The organism is Rhizobium pantanalense, from assembly GCF_030182525.1.
Lineage (GTDB): Bacteria > Pseudomonadota > Alphaproteobacteria > Rhizobiales > Rhizobiaceae > Rhizobium.
In genome coordinates this window covers 316,758-334,362 of the sequence record NZ_JAQJCH010000012.1, presented here as the reverse complement: position 1 = coordinate 334,362, position 17,605 = coordinate 316,758, and the positions used below count along the sequence as shown (strand labels likewise).

16 protein-coding genes are annotated in these 17,605 nt (G+C 59.7%); 6 read left to right on the top strand and 10 right to left on the bottom strand.

Annotated features, from left to right (window positions below):
• Window positions 1–8 precede the first annotated feature (8 nt).
• Entirely contained in the window at window positions 9–755 is a 747-nt protein-coding gene (locus tag PH558_RS28010; protein WP_095438952.1) for a glucose 1-dehydrogenase, read from the top strand.
• 10 nt (window positions 756–765) lie between these two features.
• Window positions 766–1,863, top strand: coding sequence for an isocitrate/isopropylmalate dehydrogenase family protein (locus tag PH558_RS28005; protein WP_285207808.1), 1,098 nt, complete (start codon window positions 766–768; stop codon window positions 1,861–1,863).
• Window positions 1,864–1,936: 73 nt separating this feature from the next.
• On the opposite strand, the gene PH558_RS28000 is transcribed toward PH558_RS28005, so the two are convergent.
• Both PH558_RS28000 and PH558_RS27995 read right to left on the bottom strand, forming a co-directional pair.
• Complete coding sequence (locus tag PH558_RS28000) at window positions 1,937–2,287, bottom strand: KluB (RefSeq protein WP_095438321.1); 351 nt, start codon at window positions 2,285–2,287, stop codon at window positions 1,937–1,939.
• The gene (locus tag PH558_RS27995) at window positions 2,277–2,546 is read right to left on the bottom strand and encodes a type II toxin-antitoxin system ParD family antitoxin (RefSeq protein WP_095438322.1); all 270 of its coding nucleotides are present in this window, start codon (window positions 2,544–2,546) and stop codon (window positions 2,277–2,279) included. Before PH558_RS27995 ends, PH558_RS28000 begins: the two co-directional genes overlap by 11 nt.
• A 227-nt stretch (window positions 2,547–2,773) precedes the next feature.
• Between PH558_RS27995 and serA the strand changes: the two genes are divergently transcribed.
• Window positions 2,774–4,012 carry a phosphoglycerate dehydrogenase gene (serA, locus tag PH558_RS27990; RefSeq protein ID WP_095438323.1) on the top strand — a complete coding sequence of 413 codons (1,239 nt, stop codon included), beginning with the start codon at window positions 2,774–2,776 and terminating at the stop codon, window positions 4,010–4,012.
• A gap of 93 nt (window positions 4,013–4,105) precedes the next feature.
• On the opposite strand, the gene PH558_RS27985 is transcribed toward serA, so the two are convergent.
• On the bottom strand, window positions 4,106–5,593 hold the full coding sequence (locus tag PH558_RS27985; RefSeq protein WP_285207807.1) for a GMC oxidoreductase: 1,488 nt from the start codon (window positions 5,591–5,593) through the stop codon (window positions 4,106–4,108).
• A 122-nt stretch (window positions 5,594–5,715) separates the two neighbouring features.
• Between PH558_RS27985 and PH558_RS27980 the strand changes: the two genes are divergently transcribed.
• On the top strand, window positions 5,716–6,600 hold the full coding sequence (locus tag PH558_RS27980) for a sugar phosphate isomerase/epimerase family protein (RefSeq protein ID WP_285207806.1): 885 nt from the start codon (window positions 5,716–5,718) through the stop codon (window positions 6,598–6,600).
• A 25-nt stretch (window positions 6,601–6,625) separates the two neighbouring features.
• Here the strand turns inward: PH558_RS27980 and PH558_RS27975 are convergent, their stop codons facing one another.
• Window positions 6,626–7,474, bottom strand: a complete 849-nt coding sequence (locus PH558_RS27975; protein WP_285207805.1) for a sugar phosphate isomerase/epimerase family protein — start codon at window positions 7,472–7,474, stop codon at window positions 6,626–6,628.
• A 385-nt stretch (window positions 7,475–7,859) separates the two neighbouring features.
• Between PH558_RS27975 and PH558_RS27970 the strand changes: the two genes are divergently transcribed.
• Together PH558_RS27970 and galE are read left to right on the top strand one after the other, a co-directional pair.
• Entirely contained in the window at window positions 7,860–8,834 is a 975-nt protein-coding gene (locus PH558_RS27970) for a UDP-glucuronic acid decarboxylase family protein (protein WP_285207804.1), read from the top strand.
• Window positions 8,831–9,805, top strand: coding sequence for a UDP-glucose 4-epimerase GalE (gene galE, locus PH558_RS27965; protein WP_285207803.1), 975 nt, complete (start codon window positions 8,831–8,833; stop codon window positions 9,803–9,805). The genes PH558_RS27970 and galE overlap by 4 nt, the downstream gene beginning before the upstream one ends.
• A 3-nt stretch (window positions 9,806–9,808) precedes the next feature.
• Here galE and PH558_RS27960 read toward each other — a convergent pair whose 3' ends face one another.
• Genes PH558_RS27960 through PH558_RS27935 form a run of 6 tightly spaced genes read right to left on the bottom strand, consistent with a single transcriptional unit; the run spans window position 9,809 to window position 17,107 of the window.
• Complete coding sequence (locus PH558_RS27960) at window positions 9,809–11,014, bottom strand: glycosyltransferase family 4 protein (protein ID WP_285207802.1); 1,206 nt, start codon at window positions 11,012–11,014, stop codon at window positions 9,809–9,811.
• A 20-nt stretch (window positions 11,015–11,034) separates the two neighbouring features.
• A complete protein-coding gene (locus PH558_RS27955) occupies window positions 11,035–11,775 on the bottom strand; it encodes a class I SAM-dependent methyltransferase (RefSeq protein WP_285207801.1) in 741 nt (246 codons plus the stop codon).
• Entirely contained in the window at window positions 11,772–13,085 is a 1,314-nt protein-coding gene (locus PH558_RS27950; RefSeq protein WP_285207800.1) for a glycosyltransferase family 2 protein, read from the bottom strand. Before PH558_RS27950 ends, PH558_RS27955 begins: the two co-directional genes overlap by 4 nt.
• A complete protein-coding gene (locus tag PH558_RS27945; RefSeq protein WP_285207799.1) occupies window positions 13,082–14,305 on the bottom strand; it encodes a glycosyltransferase family 2 protein in 1,224 nt (407 codons plus the stop codon). The genes PH558_RS27950 and PH558_RS27945 overlap by 4 nt, the downstream gene beginning before the upstream one ends.
• Entirely contained in the window at window positions 14,286–16,109 is a 1,824-nt protein-coding gene (locus PH558_RS27940) for an ABC transporter ATP-binding protein (protein ID WP_285207798.1), read from the bottom strand. Before PH558_RS27940 ends, PH558_RS27945 begins: the two co-directional genes overlap by 20 nt.
• Window positions 16,106–17,107 carry a glycosyltransferase family 2 protein gene (locus PH558_RS27935; protein WP_285207797.1) on the bottom strand — a complete coding sequence of 334 codons (1,002 nt, stop codon included), beginning with the start codon at window positions 17,105–17,107 and terminating at the stop codon, window positions 16,106–16,108. Before PH558_RS27935 ends, PH558_RS27940 begins: the two co-directional genes overlap by 4 nt.
• Window positions 17,108–17,605 lie beyond the last annotated feature (498 nt).

Sequence of the window (17,605 nt, the reverse complement as noted above, 5' to 3'; positions counted from 1 at the left end):
AGCTTGACATGCGTCTTGAGGGAAAAGTGGCGATCGTCACGGGTGGCGGATCGGGTTTCGGCGAAGGAATCGTCAGGAAATTCGTCGAGGAAGGCGCGCGGGTCGTGCTCGTCGATCGCGACCTTGCGGCAGCAGAGCGGGTGGCGGCGCAGCACGAAGGGTCGGTCGCGCCGATTGCCGGTGATGTCGCCACGCTCGACAGCCTCGCCGCCGCAAGGGATCTTGCGCTGGCGCAGTTCGGCGGTCTGCACATCCTCGTCAACAATGCCGGGGTCGGACAGCCGCCGATGCCGATGGAGGATATGGATGAAGGCCTGTTCGAGCGCATCTTCAATGTCAACATCCGCTCGATCTACAATGGCGCGCGGGCGGTGCTACCGCATTTCAAGGCCGAGCGGCACGGCGCTATTTTGAATATCGCCTCTACCGGCGGCGTCTCCCCTCGCCCCAATCTCACCTGGTACAATGCCTCGAAGGGGTGGGGTATCGCCGCCACCCGCGCGATGGCCGTCGAGCTTGCTCCCTTCGGGATTCGCGTCAACGCCATCAATCCCGTCGCCGGCGATACGCCATTGCTCTCGACCTTCATCGGCTCCGACAGTGACGAAAGCCGGGCACGGATCGTCGCCACCATTCCGATGGGGCGGCTTTCGACACCCGCAGACATGGGCAACGCCGCCGCTTTTCTCTGCTCCGACCAAGCGAGCATGATCACTGGCGTCGATCTCAATGTCGACGGCGGCAAGTGCATCTGAAGAGGCTGTCATGAAGGATATCTACGAGATTGCCGTGGTTCATGGCGACGGCATCGGTCCCGAGGTCTGCGCGGCGGCGGTCGAGGTGGTCAAGGCGGCTCTGGGCAATCGCTCGCATCTCAACTTTCGAGAATATCCAGCCGGTGCAGAGCATTTCCTCAAGACAGGCGAGAGCTTTCCCGAACCGACCTTCAATGCCTGCCGGAATGCTGACGCGATCCTGCATGGTGCGGGCGGGATACCCGGTGTTGTCCATCCCGACGGGACCGAGGCAGGATTGGATTTTACCCTCCGCCTGCGTTTCGAACTTGATCTTTACGCCAATATCCGGCCGATCCGCCTTTTCGAAGGCGTTGCCTGTCCGCTTGCCGGCGTGAAGGCAGGCGAGATCGATTACATCATCCTGCGCGAAAACAGCGAAGGGCTCTATGCGGCGCGCGGCGCCGGCGTGCAATTGCGCGGTGAACTTGCCGTCGACAGCCTGGTTCAAACCCGCTCGGGCGTCGAACGGATCGTACGGAAGGCCTTCGAGCTTGCGCGTCAATCGAACGGCGCGCCCAGGGACGGCGTGAAGCGCGTGACCTGCTGCGACAAGGCCAATGTGCTGCGCAGCTACGCTTTCTTCCGCTCGGTATTCGACCTCGTCGCGCCGGACTATCCCGACATCGAAACGGAATATGTGCTGATCGATGCCATGACCATGCATCTCGTGCTCAAGCCCGGCCATTTCAACGTGATCGTCACCGAAAACATGTTCGGCGACATTATCTCCGATCTCGGGGCGGCGACCATCGGCGGCATGGGGCTGGCGCCCTCAGCCGAACTCGGTGATCGCAATGGCTTCTTCCAGGCGGCGCATGGTTCCGCACCTGATATCGCCGGCAAGGGCATCGCCAATCCCTACGGAACGGTGCTCTCGGCAGCCGCCATGCTCGATTGGCTTGGCACAAAGCATGCCGACCGCACGCTGAGCGAGGCCGCAACCAACATCCGAAACGTGACGAATGCCGCTCTGGCCTCGGGTTGTCTCAGCGCCGATCTTCGGGGTAGTTGGAAATCAGCCGACATCACGCAATTTCTATGCGAGCGGCTTGCCCGATTGCATTGAACCGGTGTCGACCTCCGATCGCATGATTCGGTATTCGCGCGGCGCGAGAACGAACCGTGCTCGCATTCGGTGCTTATTCCACCCGGCCAAGCCGCGGCAGGTACTGCCGTAGGTGGTCCTGCCCGCCGAAAAAGATGGCAAGCACTCGAAGAACTTGCCTCTCTTCGTCGAGGTCGAAATAAAAGATGGCGCGGTTCTTGGTAACCTGCCGCAAGCCTGGGGCCACGGAGGGCAGAAGCGTTCCCTGGTATGGCGCGTGGGCAAGTGCTTCCATGTCGGCTTCGATCGCGTGAAGGCGCGCTGCAGCACGATCGAAGGCATCAGTCAGCGGATCGCCAAGCGCGATATAGGCTTCGATCAGATGGTCGAGAATCAGGCCGAGGTCCCGGTCGCTGTCGGCGGAACGCACGACTTTAAAGACCATGAGATGCCTTCTTGGAGGAGATCAGCTCCTGGGTCCGCCGGCGACCTTCCTCCAAGGTCAGAAAGTCACCTGCCTGACGCTCGGACATGAGAGCTTTCAAGGCCGCAAGCTCGGCTGCTCTCAGTTCGGCTTCTTCGCGAACGAGTTCAAGTCCATGCTGCACGACGGCGCTCAGGCTCGAAAATCGTCCCTCTTCGACCAGCTTTCTCGCAAAGACATCCTGCTGGTCGGAAATTGAGACCGATGCTTTTACCGACATCTCATTTCACTCCTTATTGCGGGCAATATACTACTCAGTAGTAGCGCAACCGTCAATCAAACCGAGAAGACGAAAGTAAGCCCACCACGGTGACTTGCTGGAACCAAGGCTCCTCCCGCCGAGCGAATTGAGTTTGTTCTTGCGCTGTCCCTTGGATGGTCTAAGTCATGTGCTCGTGGCGGCGAGCGGCGTCGGCCTAATCGAATTTGACTATCGAAGGTAATTCAATGACCGGACAACTTTCTCTTCCCCGTGACCGGATTTCAGTCCTTCTGCTGGAAGGGATCAGTCAGAGCGCAGTGGACTATTTTACCTCATCGGGTTACGTCAATCTCACTCATTTGCCGAAGGCTCTCGATGACAAGGATCTCAAGAGCCACATCGCCGAAGCACACATCATCGGCATTCGTTCACGCACGCAGCTGACAGAAGAGATTTTCAGCTCCGCCAAGAAGCTCATGGCGGTCGGCTGCTTTTCCGTAGGGACGAATCAAGTCGATCTGGATGCGGCTCGTCGGCGCGGGATCCCGGTATTCAACGCCCCCTATTCGAATACGCGCTCGGTCGCCGAACTCGTCATCGGTGAAATCATCATGCTGACCAGGCGGATCCTTCCACGTTCGGCTTCCGCTCATGCCGGCGGATGGGACAAATCCGCCGAGGGCAGCCGCGAGATGCGCGGAAAAACGCTTGGTATCGTCGGCTACGGCAATATCGGCTCGCAGCTGAGCGTTCTTGCGGAAAGCATGGGCATGAACGTTCGCTATTTCGATCCGACGGACAGGCTTCGCCACGGCAATTCGGAATCCATGGCTTCGCTCGGCGAGCTGCTCGAAATCTCGGATTTCGTGACGATGCATGTTCCCGAAACCAGCTCGACCCAGAACATGATCACCGAGGCCGAGCTGCGCAGAATGAAGAAGGGCGCCTTCTTCATCAACAACTCCCGCGGCACGGTGGTCGATCTTGAGGCTCTTGCAAAGGTCTTGAAAGAGGGGCATCTCGCAGGCGCAGCAGTCGACGTGTTCCCTAAGGAGCCGGCATCGAACAAGGAACGCTTCGAAACACCGCTGCAAGGGTTGGATAATGTGATCCTGACGCCGCATATCGGCGGATCGACCGAAGAAGCCCAGGAACGGATCGGAAGAGAAGTTTCCCGGAAGCTTGTGGAATATTCCGATATCGGCTCGACGCTTGGTGCGGTCAATTTCCCGCAGGTTCAATTGCCGCCGCGTCCAAACGGCACGCGTTTCATCCATGTTCACGAAAATCGCCCGGGTATCCTCAACAGCCTGAATACGATCTTTTCGTCGCGCGGGTTGAATATCGTCGGCGAGTTCCTGCAAACACATGGCGACACGGGTTACGTGGTTATTGAAGTCGAGGGCGTTGGCCAAACAGTGAATGAAATACTCGACACGCTCCGGCAGATCCCGGGAACGATAAGAGCTCGATTGGTTTACTGACCGATCTGTTGCAGACGACGGTAGCGCCCTTAGGTGACGATAAGGGCGCGCATCGATCCGGTCCTATGACCAATAATTCAGCCGATCTCTCGATTAGGCGATACGGCGAGCGGCAGCGATCTGGCTGGCGCCGATACTGGCGAGAGCGACGCTGAACAGGGTCGGGTTTGTGGCGGTCTTCGTGGGAATGACTCCATTGCCGGCAACATAGAGGTTGTCGAAGCCCCAGACCTTGGAGTTCCTGTCGCAAACGCTGGTACCATCGTTGCGCTCGCCCATACGGATCGTGCCCTGATAATGCAACGACGAGCCGACCGGCTGCACGAAGGTAGCAAAACCGGGCGCCGGACGACCGATAATGGCGGAAATTCGCTGGGCATGGCCCTTGGCCTCTTCGAGGCGCGCCTTGTCGCCCTCCGACTGACGCCAATGGATGGAAATAGCTGGCAGCCCGAGCCAGTCACGGCGATCGTCATCGAAGGTGACACGGTTGTCGGCGCTGATATCGGAGGGCACGAAAACGCCCATGCCAATCGGCTGGCCGCTCATGTCGCTGGCATGCGGCATCGAGTGCAGGCTTGCCGGGGCGATGGTGACCGAGTAGGGGAACTCCTTGGTAGCCGGAATCCAGCTCATCGCGGTCATGGGCACATCGGTCTGCATCTCGGTGATCTGCGAGACGATATAATGGTCGTTGATATAGCGGCCGAGCGCTTCAGGGCGTATGCCAGAGGCGTAGAGCAGCTGAGGGGAATGCAGCGAGTCGCACGCAACGACGACCGTGCCGGCCTTGACAATAAAGGTTTCCTTCGAGCCGGCTCGCGCGAGCTCGACCCCCGTGACATGACCATTTTCGTGGATCACGCGGCGGCAGGCGGTTTCAGAGAGAATATGAAAGCTCTCCTCGGGCTCGTCGACAAGGTCGCCAAGAACGACGTCAGTGCCGTGATAGCGCAGGCCGTCAGGACCGGGCGTTGCCGCGAGCGGCATCGGCTGGACGAAGCGATCGGGTGAGCGACCGGGATTGAAGACCTCGCCCAGGCGCTCGCGCATCGCGACCGCTGCGGCATCGCCGGCGCGTGGGTCCTTGTTGGTACCGAGCAATGCTGCCGACACGGCCAAAGCCCTCTGCATCTCATCGGTGGGGATGAAGGGCACCAATTCGATCTCCGATGGCACCGGCGTGCCGGTCGACCATTTGGTGCCCATGCCGCCGACATTGGCCGCCGAGAAGCCGGCGAAGAGGTTCTCATCCTGGGCATTGGCGTCGTTGGCGATGAAAAGGCCCGAGCGGCGCAGCAACGAATGATCGAAGCCGCCAGCGCGGCGGGCCTCCCACTCTTCCTTGTTGATTGGCATGCGCGGGCTGCGGTCGCCGCCCTGGGCACGCACCTCGCAGGCCGCGCGCTCGTCGAGATCGATAATATTGTCGAGATGTGCGCCCTTTTGCGGCAGAATCTGCGGGCCGGCTTCTACCATCAGAATACGCGCTTCCGGCCAGTTATTCCTGATGACCCGTGCATAGGCCGAGCCAGTCGGGCCACTTCCGATGATGACGACGTCGGCGGACTGACGAGACATTCCTGCTATTCCCCACTCTTAAATCAATTTGATTGCAAACAAAGATGTATCGTAGCCGAAGTCAACCGGGATTGTTAAGTTACCGAACAAAGTTTTTGTGAAAGCGCTTAAGGAGAGGCACGATGAAGGTAGGTCTGAGCTCATACAGTTTCCGTCCGTTGATGCAGAGCGGCGCCATGCAGATCGAGGATGTCTTTGCCTGGGTCGGCAAACATGGCGGCGATCACGTCGAACTGGCGACGCTTTCCGTCGCGCCCGAAGGGCAGGACCTGCAATATGAACTCGCCAATGACGCGGAGATGCTGGAGCGGCTAAAGGGCGCGTCCCAGAAAAACGGCGTACCGCTTTCCGGCCTCTGCATGTCCGGCAATTTCATTGATGACGGCGAACGCGCATTCCAGGTTGGCCGGCTGAAGCGCTATGTCGAGCTCTGCGACAAGCTCGGTGTCCGCTTCCTGCGCCACGATGTCGTTCCCTGGTCGCTCCGCGCAACGGAGCCCGGCCAGTTCGAAGCCGCGTTCCCGGCAATCGCCGAAGCCACCCATGAGCTTGCCGCGCATGCCGGACGCTATGGCGTGACCACCAGCGTCGAGGATCACGGTTTCTTCATGAATTCCAGCGAGCGGATCAAGCGGCTTCTTCATGCCGTCAATCTGCCGAGCTTCAAGCTGACCGTCGATATCGGCAATTTCCTCTGCGTCGATGAGAATCCCCTGACGGGGACGCGTGCGTGCCTCTCTCATGCAAGTTTCGTCCATATCAAGGATTTCTATGTGCGCCAGATAGCGCCTGGCGCGGACTGGCTGCAGACGGTCGGCGGCCAGGCGATCCGCGGCTCGGTCTTCGGCTATGGCGACCTGCCTGTGAGGTCAATCATCGAGGACATCGTCGCCTCAGGCTATGACGGCTTCGTCTCGCTGGAATATGAAGGCAACGAGCCGACGCAATATGGTTGCGAAACCGGTCTGAAGAATGCGAAGGCGATGTTTGCGGCTGCCGGCCGCTGACCATCGCCCGCTTGCAATCCAGCCATTAGAGCGCGGCGATCCGATCGACGCGCTTCTTCAAATCGGCGAGGCGCTGTCGGTCGCCTCCCGGCACCTCGATGGAGGCCCAGCCGGAGTAACCGACATCAGTGAGAGCCTTATTGACCGCAGCCCAATCGCAGTCGCCCTCGCCCAGCTCGACATCGAAGCCCTTCCACGGGCCTTCGCTGTTCATCTTTTCAAGGCTGTATTCCTTGATGTCGATCTTCAGTATGCGCTTGCCGAGTGCCTCGATCCAATCCGTCGGCCGGCCGTAGCGGAGCACATTGCCGACATCGAAATACCAGCCGAGCCTGGGATGGTTGAAGTGATCGATAAAATTCGCCGCCTCAAGCGGGCTCAGAAGAAAGTCGTTCCACACATTTTCGAGTGCGATCGATACACCGCTCTCTTCCGCAGCGGGCAGGATCCTGACGATTTCCTCTCCGGCTCTCGCGTAAGCGGTCTTGTAACTGGTGCCCGCATTGACGACGCCGGGAACGAGCAGCACCGTCGTCGCGCCATAGAGCTTTGCATCATGCAGAGCCTTGACCATCGAATCGACACAGGCCTGGCGCGCCGATGGATCGGGATCCGTCAGCGGACGCTTCCAGTGCACGGCATTGACGAGGCCGGGGATAGCGAGCCCGGTCTTGTCGCGGGCATTCAGAACTTCGTCGAGCGGCAGGTCATTGGGCGCATCGAGCTCGACCCCGTCATAACCGAGATCCCGCAGGAGCTGGAATTTCTCCAGGATGGAAAGCGACGGCTCCTCGACCATGCCCCATTTCAAGCTGATCTTCGCCAAGGGGCGAGCGGAAACGGGTGAAAAGGAATGAGCGGCGGATTCTGTCATTGATGGGTCTTTGCGTAGTAGGTCGGATAGCGGCGGCACTATGTCAGCCAATCCAAAGCCGATCAATCGGTCATTGGAAGCCAAGAGACGATGCCGACCATGATGTCCTCAGGAAGACTTTTGGCCTCCGTCAGACTAAAGTCCGATCCATGACAGGACCTAGGCCTGAAGATGCAATCTTTGGTCCTAACGCCATGGATTGCCCCGGCCTTTGCGCCAGTTGTTTCTGGCGATAGAAGCGGTCGGATACGCGGCCGCTGTCGTAATGCATGCGGAGAAGGTCGATGAACATCAGCGGCGTCCTTGAAAGCGGCATCCCAGCACCGGCATCCGACATGGTTTCCGACAGCGGCAATATCACGCCGCCAGTGGCGAGATGACCGTCATGCAGCAAACAAAGCGAATCCTGGTTACCGGCGGCGCAGGTTTTCTCGGCTCCTTCCTATGCGAACGGCTTTTGCGGGAAAAACACGAGGTTATCTGCGTAGATAATTTTTTTACAGGACGGAAAAGCAACGTCTCGCATCTGCTCGGCAACAGATCTTTCGAAATCGTCCGCCACGACATTACCTTCCCCCTCTATGTAGAGGTTGACGAGATCTACAATCTCGCCTGTCCGGCGAGCCCGGTTCACTATCAGTTCGATCCGGTGCAGACGACCAAGACCAGCGTCCACGGCGCGATCAACATGCTCGGCCTCGCCAAACGGGTCGGCGCCAAGATCCTCCAGGCATCGACCTCCGAAGTCTATGGAGATCCAGAGATCCATCCTCAACAGGAAGATTATTGGGGCCGGGTGAACCCGATAGGCCCGCGCTCCTGTTACGACGAGGGCAAGCGCTGCGCCGAGACCCTGTTCTTCGATTACTGGCGTCAGCACCAGCTCAAGATCAAGGTGGCGCGCATCTTCAATACCTATGGTCCAAGGATGCGCCCCGATGACGGCCGGGTCGTCTCCAACTTCATCGTGCAGGCGCTGCAGAATAAGCCGATAACGGTTTATGGCAGCGGTCAGCAGACGCGCTCGTTCTGCTATGTCGACGATCTTATCGACGGCCTGGTTCGCCTCATGGGAACAAAGGACGAGATCACAGGCCCGATCAATCTCGGCAATCCGGCGGAGTTTACGATGCTGGAACTTGCCAATCTCACGATAGAACTGACCGGAAGCCGCTCGGCGATAAAATACCTCCCCCTGCCCGCCGATGATCCCAGGCAACGCCAGCCGGATATCGGGGTCGCATCGCGCGAACTCGGCTGGAAGCCCAAGGTTCAGCTGAAAGCCGGGCTTGGCAAAACGATCGCTTATTTTGAGGAACTGCTTTCGTCTGGCCGTTCGCACGCGATCGCTGCCGAATGAGAACGGTCCTTGTCACTGGCGGAGCCGGCTATATCGGATCGCATTGCTGCAAGGCCTTCGCCGAGGCCGGATGGTCGGTTGTGACCTACGACAATCTCTCCCGCGGCTGGCGTGACGCCGTGAAATGGGGACCGCTGGTCGAGGGCGACATTGCCGACGCCGAGACAGTCGCGGCAACGTTGCGCCAATACCGCCCGGATGTGGTCGCTCATTTTGCGGCCTATGCCTATGTCGGCGAATCCGTCGAGTTTCCCGAGCTCTACTATCGGAACAACACATTCGGGACGCTGGTTCTCATCGAGGAAATGCTCAAGGCAGGCATCAACCGGCTGATCTTTTCAAGCACCTGCGCATCCTATGGCATCCCGACCCAGACCCCAATTGACGAGACCCATCCGCAATGGCCGATCAACCCTTATGGATGGTCGAAATTCATGATCGAGCGGATGGTGGAGGATTTCGCGCGCGCCCGCGGCCTCAACGCGGTGATGCTGCGATATTTCAATGCGGCCGGCTGCGATCCTGATGGCGAGATCGGTGAACGGCACGAGCCCGAGACCCATGTCGTGCCGCTCGCCATAGAAGCGGCGATCAGATCGGGCCGAACCTTCACCATCAACGGCACCGATTTCGACACGCGTGACGGAACGGCCATCCGCGACTACATCCACGTCAGCGATCTCGCGCAGGCTCACGTCCTTGGTGGAGAGAAGCTATTGCGGGATGAGGGAGTACACATCTACAACCTCGGCACCGGCAACGGAACGACCGTTAAGGAATTGGTCGATGCTGTCAGCCGAATTTCCGGACGCAGGCTTCCCGTTACCTATGGCCCCCGTAGAGCGGGCGACCCACCGGCTCTCGTCGCTGCGGCCAATAAAGCCGGGCGCGAGCTTGGATGGGTGCCCAGGCATTCCAGTATCGACAGGATTATCGAGACGGCGCTCGCGTGGTATCGCCGCCGGATGTGATCCTTACTTGCGTGTCGTTGTCAGAAACTCATCGAGAGCGGCGCCAACTGCTTCGATCGAAAATTTCTCCGTAACCCGCCGTCGGGCGGCGGCACCCAGTCGTGCGCGAAGAACTCCATCATCTTTCAATCTCGCCAACGCCCGCGCAATTTCCTCCGGCTGTTCCTGCGCAACCATCAGGCCGCCCGAGGCCTCGCCATCGACGAGAATGTCCGGCAGGCCCTGTGCATCCGAAGCGATGACGGGAAGGCCGCAAGCCATGGCTTCCAATGGCGCGACCGGCATACCCTCGATGCGCGAGGCTGTGACATAGACGTCCGCGGCCGATAACCAGCGGCGGACCAAGGTTCGGTCCGTCATGTAACCGGACAACCATTGCACGTTCGCCAATTCGCTTTCGCGAACGAGCTTTGCGAAAGCGTCATCGTCCTGGCCCGATCCGATGATCACCAATCGGCACGTGGAAGCACCGCCGAAGTGCTCCCAGGCTTTCAGCAGCACATCAAGCCCCTTGCGGCGGATATCGATGCGCCCGTGATTGAGGACGATGAAACAATCCTGCGGCAGGCCAAGATTTGCTCGCGCCTCGCTGCGATCCGTGGCTTGCCATTCCTGCGTATCCAGTGGATTGGGGATATTCGCGATATCGACAGCAATGCGCGGATAGGCCCTGGCAAGACGCTCACGCTCTGCGGAAGACGCGACGATCAGGCCGCGGCAGGCGCGCAGTGAAAGCTGTCTTGCGAGAGCCTCGATCCAGGACAGCGTGCGATCCCCTCCCTGAAAGGTGGCGTAGAGAGGAAGGTTCAAACGCCGCGCCAGCCATGCCAGCGCATCGAAGCGCGTATATTCATACTCCTGGGCAAGCAGCAGATCGCATTTGGAGCGGCAAAGGATCTCGCGGAAGGTTGAAAGCGGCGTTGCAGACCAGCGCCGCAGGCTGTAGGCGGCAGGGGAATGGCCCTGGCGTGGCCGCTTTGCCGGCGCGATCCAGATCGGCGTGCCCGTGCCGAGATGCTCATAGCACTCAATCCTGTTCACTCGCTCCGACGCACAGACGATGATCGGTTTGTGGCCAGCCGAACTCAGTGCTTTCGCAAAGCCGAACAGCCAGCCTCCCGTCATCCGCTCGACGAAATCCTGAAGTTCAAGCCCGATCGGATCGAGAAATTCTTCGATCACGTCTCCCCATGGGAAAAGCGCGATCACCTTTGACGTCTGGTCACCTCTCATTTGCGCCAGGCAAAGGCGGTCTCAGTGCCACGCGTGGATGGCCGGTGCATCAAGTAACCGAGGAAGGTCACGGGCGCGGCCAGCGCATAGAGGACCTTGCGGCGACGGCGTCCGATGCGAGAAAACGAAACGTCGTGGAAAAACGCTGTGGCGGCATTGATGAAGGTGGCGCGCCGTTCCGGGCGTCTGTCGAAAAGGGAGGCGAGTTCCGGGTCCCGGTATCCCCGCCTGACATGGCCCCATTCGCGCATCAGTTCGCTTTCATGCGGACAATGGCGTTTCATGACGCTGAAATAGGGATAATGCCAGTTGATCTCAGGAGTGGAGATCAGGACATATCCACCCGGCCGTACCACCCGCAACGCCTCCTGCGCGGCGCGGCGGTCGTCCTCGATATGCTCCAGCACGTCGAACATGGTGACGATATCGAAACTATCGTCATCCATTGGCAGCGAGCAGGCGTCGCCGCAAATGAAGGTCGATTTCGCCCAGGAGGGCTGATGGTCGGCCAGCTCCGGATCGATGTCGAGCGTGACGATTTCGGCCTGCGGATAGAGGATGCTGGCAAGGCCGCTACGGCCGCCGCCGATTTCCAGCACCCGCCCTCTTCCTCCGGTTTCCGCAGGGGCCACCCGATGGATGGCGCGCATCTTCTCGCGATAGAACAGGCCATCCGTCAAGCCGTTCGGATAAGGGTTTCCGGACAGAAACTGGCCAAGCGCCGCTTTCTTGATCATCGCGATATTCCTTTTTCAGCCGTAGCAGCGGTCCCCATCTGGGTTCGCCGCATTCTCCAACCGAAGCGCAGGAGAAACTGCAGGCCGGCGAGCCAGCCCTCTACTTCGGCCGCCAAAATGCCGAGCCTGCCCGGAGGCCCTTCGAAAAGCGCCTTGACGAAGGTCTTGGCAAAATAGACCGGCAGCTGCTTGCCGATACGCACGATGTTTCCGTGATCGCCGAAATTGTCGTATTGCGTCACAAGGGCCGCAACGTGGCCCTTCATATAGGCTTTGATCTGCCGCTTGAGGCCCGGCCAGTCGCTGCGATGGTGGTGGAAGACTACAGCCCGGGGTTCATAGAGGCATACGCCGCCGGCCGCCAGCAGCCGGTACCAAAGCTCCGAATCTTCAGAGCATCCCGCCGCCCCCGCGCCAAGACGTTCGTCGAAGAGGCCAACGCGCTCGAATACGGAGCGTCGAAAGGCCATGTTGGCGCCGGCGCCGATCTTCCAGACATGCGCTCCGCTCGGCCGCGTCTCCTCGAAGAAACGCCTGTCGAAGGTGAGCGGCACGAAGGTCGAGCCGAAGCCGCCCATGGTGAACTGAAAGGAGCATTGTGCCGCCGTATCGAGACGCGCAGGCAGCACGAGACCGGTAAACGCCTCGATGACATTCCGTTCCGCAAAGGCACGCGCGATCTCCGCGGTCCAGCCCGGATGGGCTTCCACGTCGTCATCGGTGAAAGCGACGATATCAAACTGGCTCGTTTGAATCCCGGTGTTCCGGGCTCGGCTTAGACCGGCATGAGGCTCGTGGACATAGCGAAAATCAGGAAATTGCCCGCAGATGTCCCTAGCGTTCCCGTCTTCGGAGTTGTCGACGATGACGACCTCGCCCGGAGCGCTGCGTTGCGCCGCAAGGCTGACCAGGCATTTGCTCAGCGCCGGACCGCGATCGCGGGTGCAGACGATCACGGAGACATCCTGCGCCGAAGCCGAGGATGGAATTGCGATCGCATCGAGCGTCTCTACCAGATTCTCCGATTCAATCGCGGCCTCCAGCGAGAGCGCGGGCTTGGGCTGTCCTTCATAGGTGGCACGCAGGGGTGCACCCAGCCCGATGCTGCGCGCTTGGAGCTGTGCGGCCGCATGTTCGGCAGCAAGCTGGCGCAATTGGGAGGCTCCGTAAGGTAGCTCGTCCTCCAGGGATGCCCGTGCCCCGAGCGGCAGGTCCTTCCACCAGAAGATCGACAATGCGGGCGCGCGAGCGCTACCGATATCCGCGGCCGCAAGATCCACATGCCTCACCTCAAAACGTTCTGTCGTCATGAGTTGCGCTCCCTGATCGACCTGATACGGGCGCGCGAGCGATCGTATTCACCGGCAAGGCCGTAGATCCCGCCCCAAAGCTCCGCGATACCGAACCGCAGCTCATGGCCGCGCAGCCGCCTCGCAGCGCGGGCAAGCGCCTTCAACTGGTCGAAGAACCACCAGCGGACCATGGCGCGATGGCGTGCGCGCATCACGCTGTCGGTGCGATAGCTCTTGACGAGAAAGGCCATCATGCCGAGACCCCAGGTCCAGTATTGCCGCCTGAGCTGCGGAATTGTTTCGCGGTGCTCGTGATAAACCGCATATTCCGGCTCATAGATCATCGGGCGTCCGGAGCGCAGGACGCGGTAAAAGATATCGAGATCCCCGCCTCCGGGCAGCGGCGCTCCCGTATCGAGCGCCTCGTCGAAACCGCCGAGCTCCATCAGCAATGCGCGGTCGAAGGCCATGTTGCAGCCGGCGCCGAGAATGCCGGCACCGACGGGATGAAGCGGATTGTCGAAACGCGCCTTGTGAAACTCCCGTCGCGCAAAGCCGCGGCCGAACCCTCCACGTCGCTCGAAAAAGATCTGTGCCTCGGTGTCGAGACGAAACGGCAGCACGAGGCCGGTGAAACCGCCGACGCCAGGGTTGTCGCGGCACGCCTTGGCAAGGCCTGCAAGCCAATTGCGGTCCACCACGACATCATCGTCCAGATAGGCGATGATATCACCCCAGGCCGCGTGAAGGGCGGCATTTCGGGCGAAATCCAGCCCGGCCTTCGGTTCGAAAACGTAGCGGATATCGCGGAAACTCTCGACGGTTTCACGCGTGGCCGCATCCACCGAGGCATTGTCGACCACGATGATTTCGACGAACTGGAAGGGAGATTCATGCCGAACCGCATCGAGCGAGCGCAGCAACCGGGAAAGACGCTGTGCACGATCCTTGCTGCAGATGGCGATGCTGAGACTGGGTAGCGTCGTCTCGTTCGCCGGTAAACGCGCCCTCAGCTCCTCCTCCAGCTTTGCAACGAGGATACGTTCTGCAAATCGCTCATCGGCAAGGGCTTTCAGGCTCTCGGCCGACAGCACGGAGCCGGCGGACAACTCGAACATTTCGAATGCGATCAGCCGGCCCTGCCATCGTGCAATCAAGCCGATACCGGTCTGCTCAGCCGAGAGTTCGATTGGCCCCAGGGGCTCCGACAACTCGATATCAATAAGCTTGTAACTCATCACCCAACTCCCGTCCGCTGCGACGGCCATGCTGAAATTCGTGGAGCCTGGAAAAATGTCCCTGCCGTTTGAAGAGCTCATCCGGCGAACCGGCCTCGACCACCCGACCCTTTGTCATAACGATGATCTGATCGGCGGCCAGAACGGTCGAAAGCCGGTGAGCGATCACGACAACGGTGCGGTTGTGTGAGTACGCGTCGAGCGCCAGCTGAAACGCCTGTTCGGTTTCGGCGTCGAGCGCGTTCGTCGCCTCATCCAGGAGCAGAATATCGGGATTTCGAAGGATCGTTCGCGCGAGCGCAACGCGCTGCCTTTGCCCGCCCGACAGGCGCATTCCCTGATCGCCGATCCGTGTCTCGTAGCCATCCGGAAGCAGGCGGATGAAATCGTCCGCCTTGGCGATTTCGGCAGCCTTGCGGATCTCAGCCGGCCCGGCCGCCAGATCACCATAGGCGATGTTGGCTGCAATCGTGTCGTTGAAGAGACGGACCTCCTGCGACATCAGAGACAGGCGCTTGCGCCAGCTGCGAAGATCGAATTCGGAAAGGGGCATACCGTCTGCCACGATCGCACCGGATGTCGGATCCATGAAGCGAAAGAGCAGCGCCATCACTGTGGACTTGCCGGCCCCCGATTCGCCCACGATCGCCGTGGTTTTGCCGGCGGGAATGCTGAAGGAGACATCCTCCAGCGCAAGCGGTTGGCCATCTGCGTAACGGAAGGAGACATTGCGGAATTCGACAGCCTTCTCGAAGGCGGGCGCCTGCACGTGCCCCTGCGAGAGAAAAGGCTTCTCCGTTGTGCGGAGGAAGTCATCGACATCGTCGATGCTGCCGGCGAGGCCGTCGAGCGCGATCTTCGATTGCAGCAACTCCCGCGTTGGGCCTTGCAGGCGATATAGCAGCGACAGAAACGCGGCGAGCGCCGCGATGCCCAGGCCCACCGATTGAGCGACGAGGACGAGCGCGCCGATCAGGATTGTAATAGAGATTTCCGAGACAGGTCCCGGTGTCGCCCACAGCATATCGAGCTTCAGAAGGCGCCGCCGCACATTGTCGGAAGTCTTCCGGAAGCGATTGCGTTCATAGTCTTCCTGGGCGAAAGCGCGGATCAATTGTAGCGCGTTGATGCTCTCCCACATCCTCAAGCCGAACTGCTTGTTTTCCTCGACGACGGCCTTGCCAGTCTCGTCCGCGCGCCGCGTGGCCAGGCGAATGGCCATGGCGCCCATGAGCAGGAATATCATCGAGAAGAAGGTCAGCCGGACGGAAATCAGCAGCATCAGCAACATGAAGACGGCGAAGGTGCAGAAGCAGATCATCAAACGATAAGCAAGGCTTAGGGCCTGACTGACTTTCCAGGTGTTGTTGGCGATCGTCGTGATGATATCGGAGCGCTTGTTTTCCACCCTGTAGTCGATGCACGAGCTTATCGTCTGATCAAAGACCCTTGCTCTTAGCCGATGCGCAACGAGACCATCGATGTACCGGGTCACCCAGATATTGACGAGATGGACGGCATTCTTCAGAAGAATGCTGACGCAAAGCACGCCCACCAGGAATGCCGTCAAATGGCTCTGTGGAACGGGCGCGAGCAGCCGGTCGAAAATTCCTTGCCATTCTCCCTGCTGCGCCGCTACGGCGCCGAGACTCTGAATGAGGGGAATGAAGAGAAAGAGGCCTGTCCCCTCGAGAACCGCGGCGGCCAGGCCGAGCCCGATGATGGTCGGTCCTGCCCAGGCAGGCGCCTCCGCCAGGCGGAAGAGCCGTTGCAGCCGCGGGAGGAACGAACTGCCCGGCCTCACGGGATCGTCTCCATATAGAGCGGCCGCAACTCCGCGTTTCTTTGCAACCCCCGCAAACGGGCCTTGAGCCAATCGGGAACCAGCCTGGCGCGGCAATATACGTCCAGTATGTTCGGCAGGCTCGAAATCGCCAGACGCGGCTCCAATGCCAGAAATCGCCTCAACAAATCACAGCCATCGAAAAGCCGGCCGCTGACAAAAGCTCTGACAACCAGCCAATGGATCATATCGACCAGATGGGCGTCGAGATCGCTGCCATACTGCGGATATTTTTCACGATACTCGGCGAGGACGATTTCGCATGAAGAGAGCATCCGCCTCACGTCGCTCGACATGTTCGTGTTCGTCATGCGGTAGCCGATCAAGTGCTGCGGTATGACGCGGAATTCGTAATTCTCCGCAATTCTGAGGCAGATCAAAAGATCCTCGCAACCCTGCGCGTTGCGTGCCCTTAAGGATGGGTCGAACTGCCCGGCGTCTTCGAATGCGGAACGACGCATGAGCATCGAACTGCCGTTGCCGACGAAATTGTTTCTGCACATGCGCTGCAGCACATGCCCTTCATGGCTTGGCCGGTTATGCAGGGAAAACACGCGGCTATGTTCGTCGATGAGCGCATACCAGCAATAGGCCAATCCAACCGACGGCCCGCCCATATCAAGCGCTTGCCACTGAAGGGCGATCTTTGACGGAGCCCATAAATCGTCGGCATCGATAAATGCGAGAAATTCGGCGTCGGTCGCAGCCGCACCATTGTTACGCGCGACGGCGACACCGCTATTGGCCTGCCGAAGGATCCGGATTCGCGGATCCTGCCTCGCATATTCAGCCACGATCGAGAATGATCGATCCGAAGAACCATCATCGACAATGATGATATCGAGCTCCTGATGCGTCTGGCGACAGATGCTGGCAAGGGTCGCACCGATCGTTCGTTCGGCGTTGAACATCGGTACGACGACTGCAACCGTGGTACTTCGCTTAGCTCCCACAGCCATTGCCACCTTTGGCGACGAAGCCAACGAACCCGAGGATACTGCTGTCGACGAAAGCTGCGGCACATGCCGGGGCTGGGATGCCGCTTTCACGGGCGCCGTTCATATTCATCGATCTCTCCGCATGCACTACGATAGCGGCCGAATATCCCGCCGCTTCCCTCGCGGGAAACAACTGGCGCAAAGGTCCGGGCAATCCATGGCATTAGGACCAAAGATTGTGTCTTCGGTCCTAGGTCCTATCATAATCTAGACTTTAGTCTGATGCAGATGGCTTTGTCGCCAAAATCAGCGGAACGATTGCCGGCTGCGATGGTTTTCAGCGGGACTTTTTACGTGCACTTCGAGGTGATCTCACCGCGAGGGCGGTGACTTTGCGGGTGTATACATCGCCGCCGCCGCCCCCAACCGCTACAACCATTCCTGGAATAGGAGAATTACTTATTCGTACCGGCGAGCAAATGATGGCATTTGGCTTGAAAAATAGCGTTGCAGCGGTTG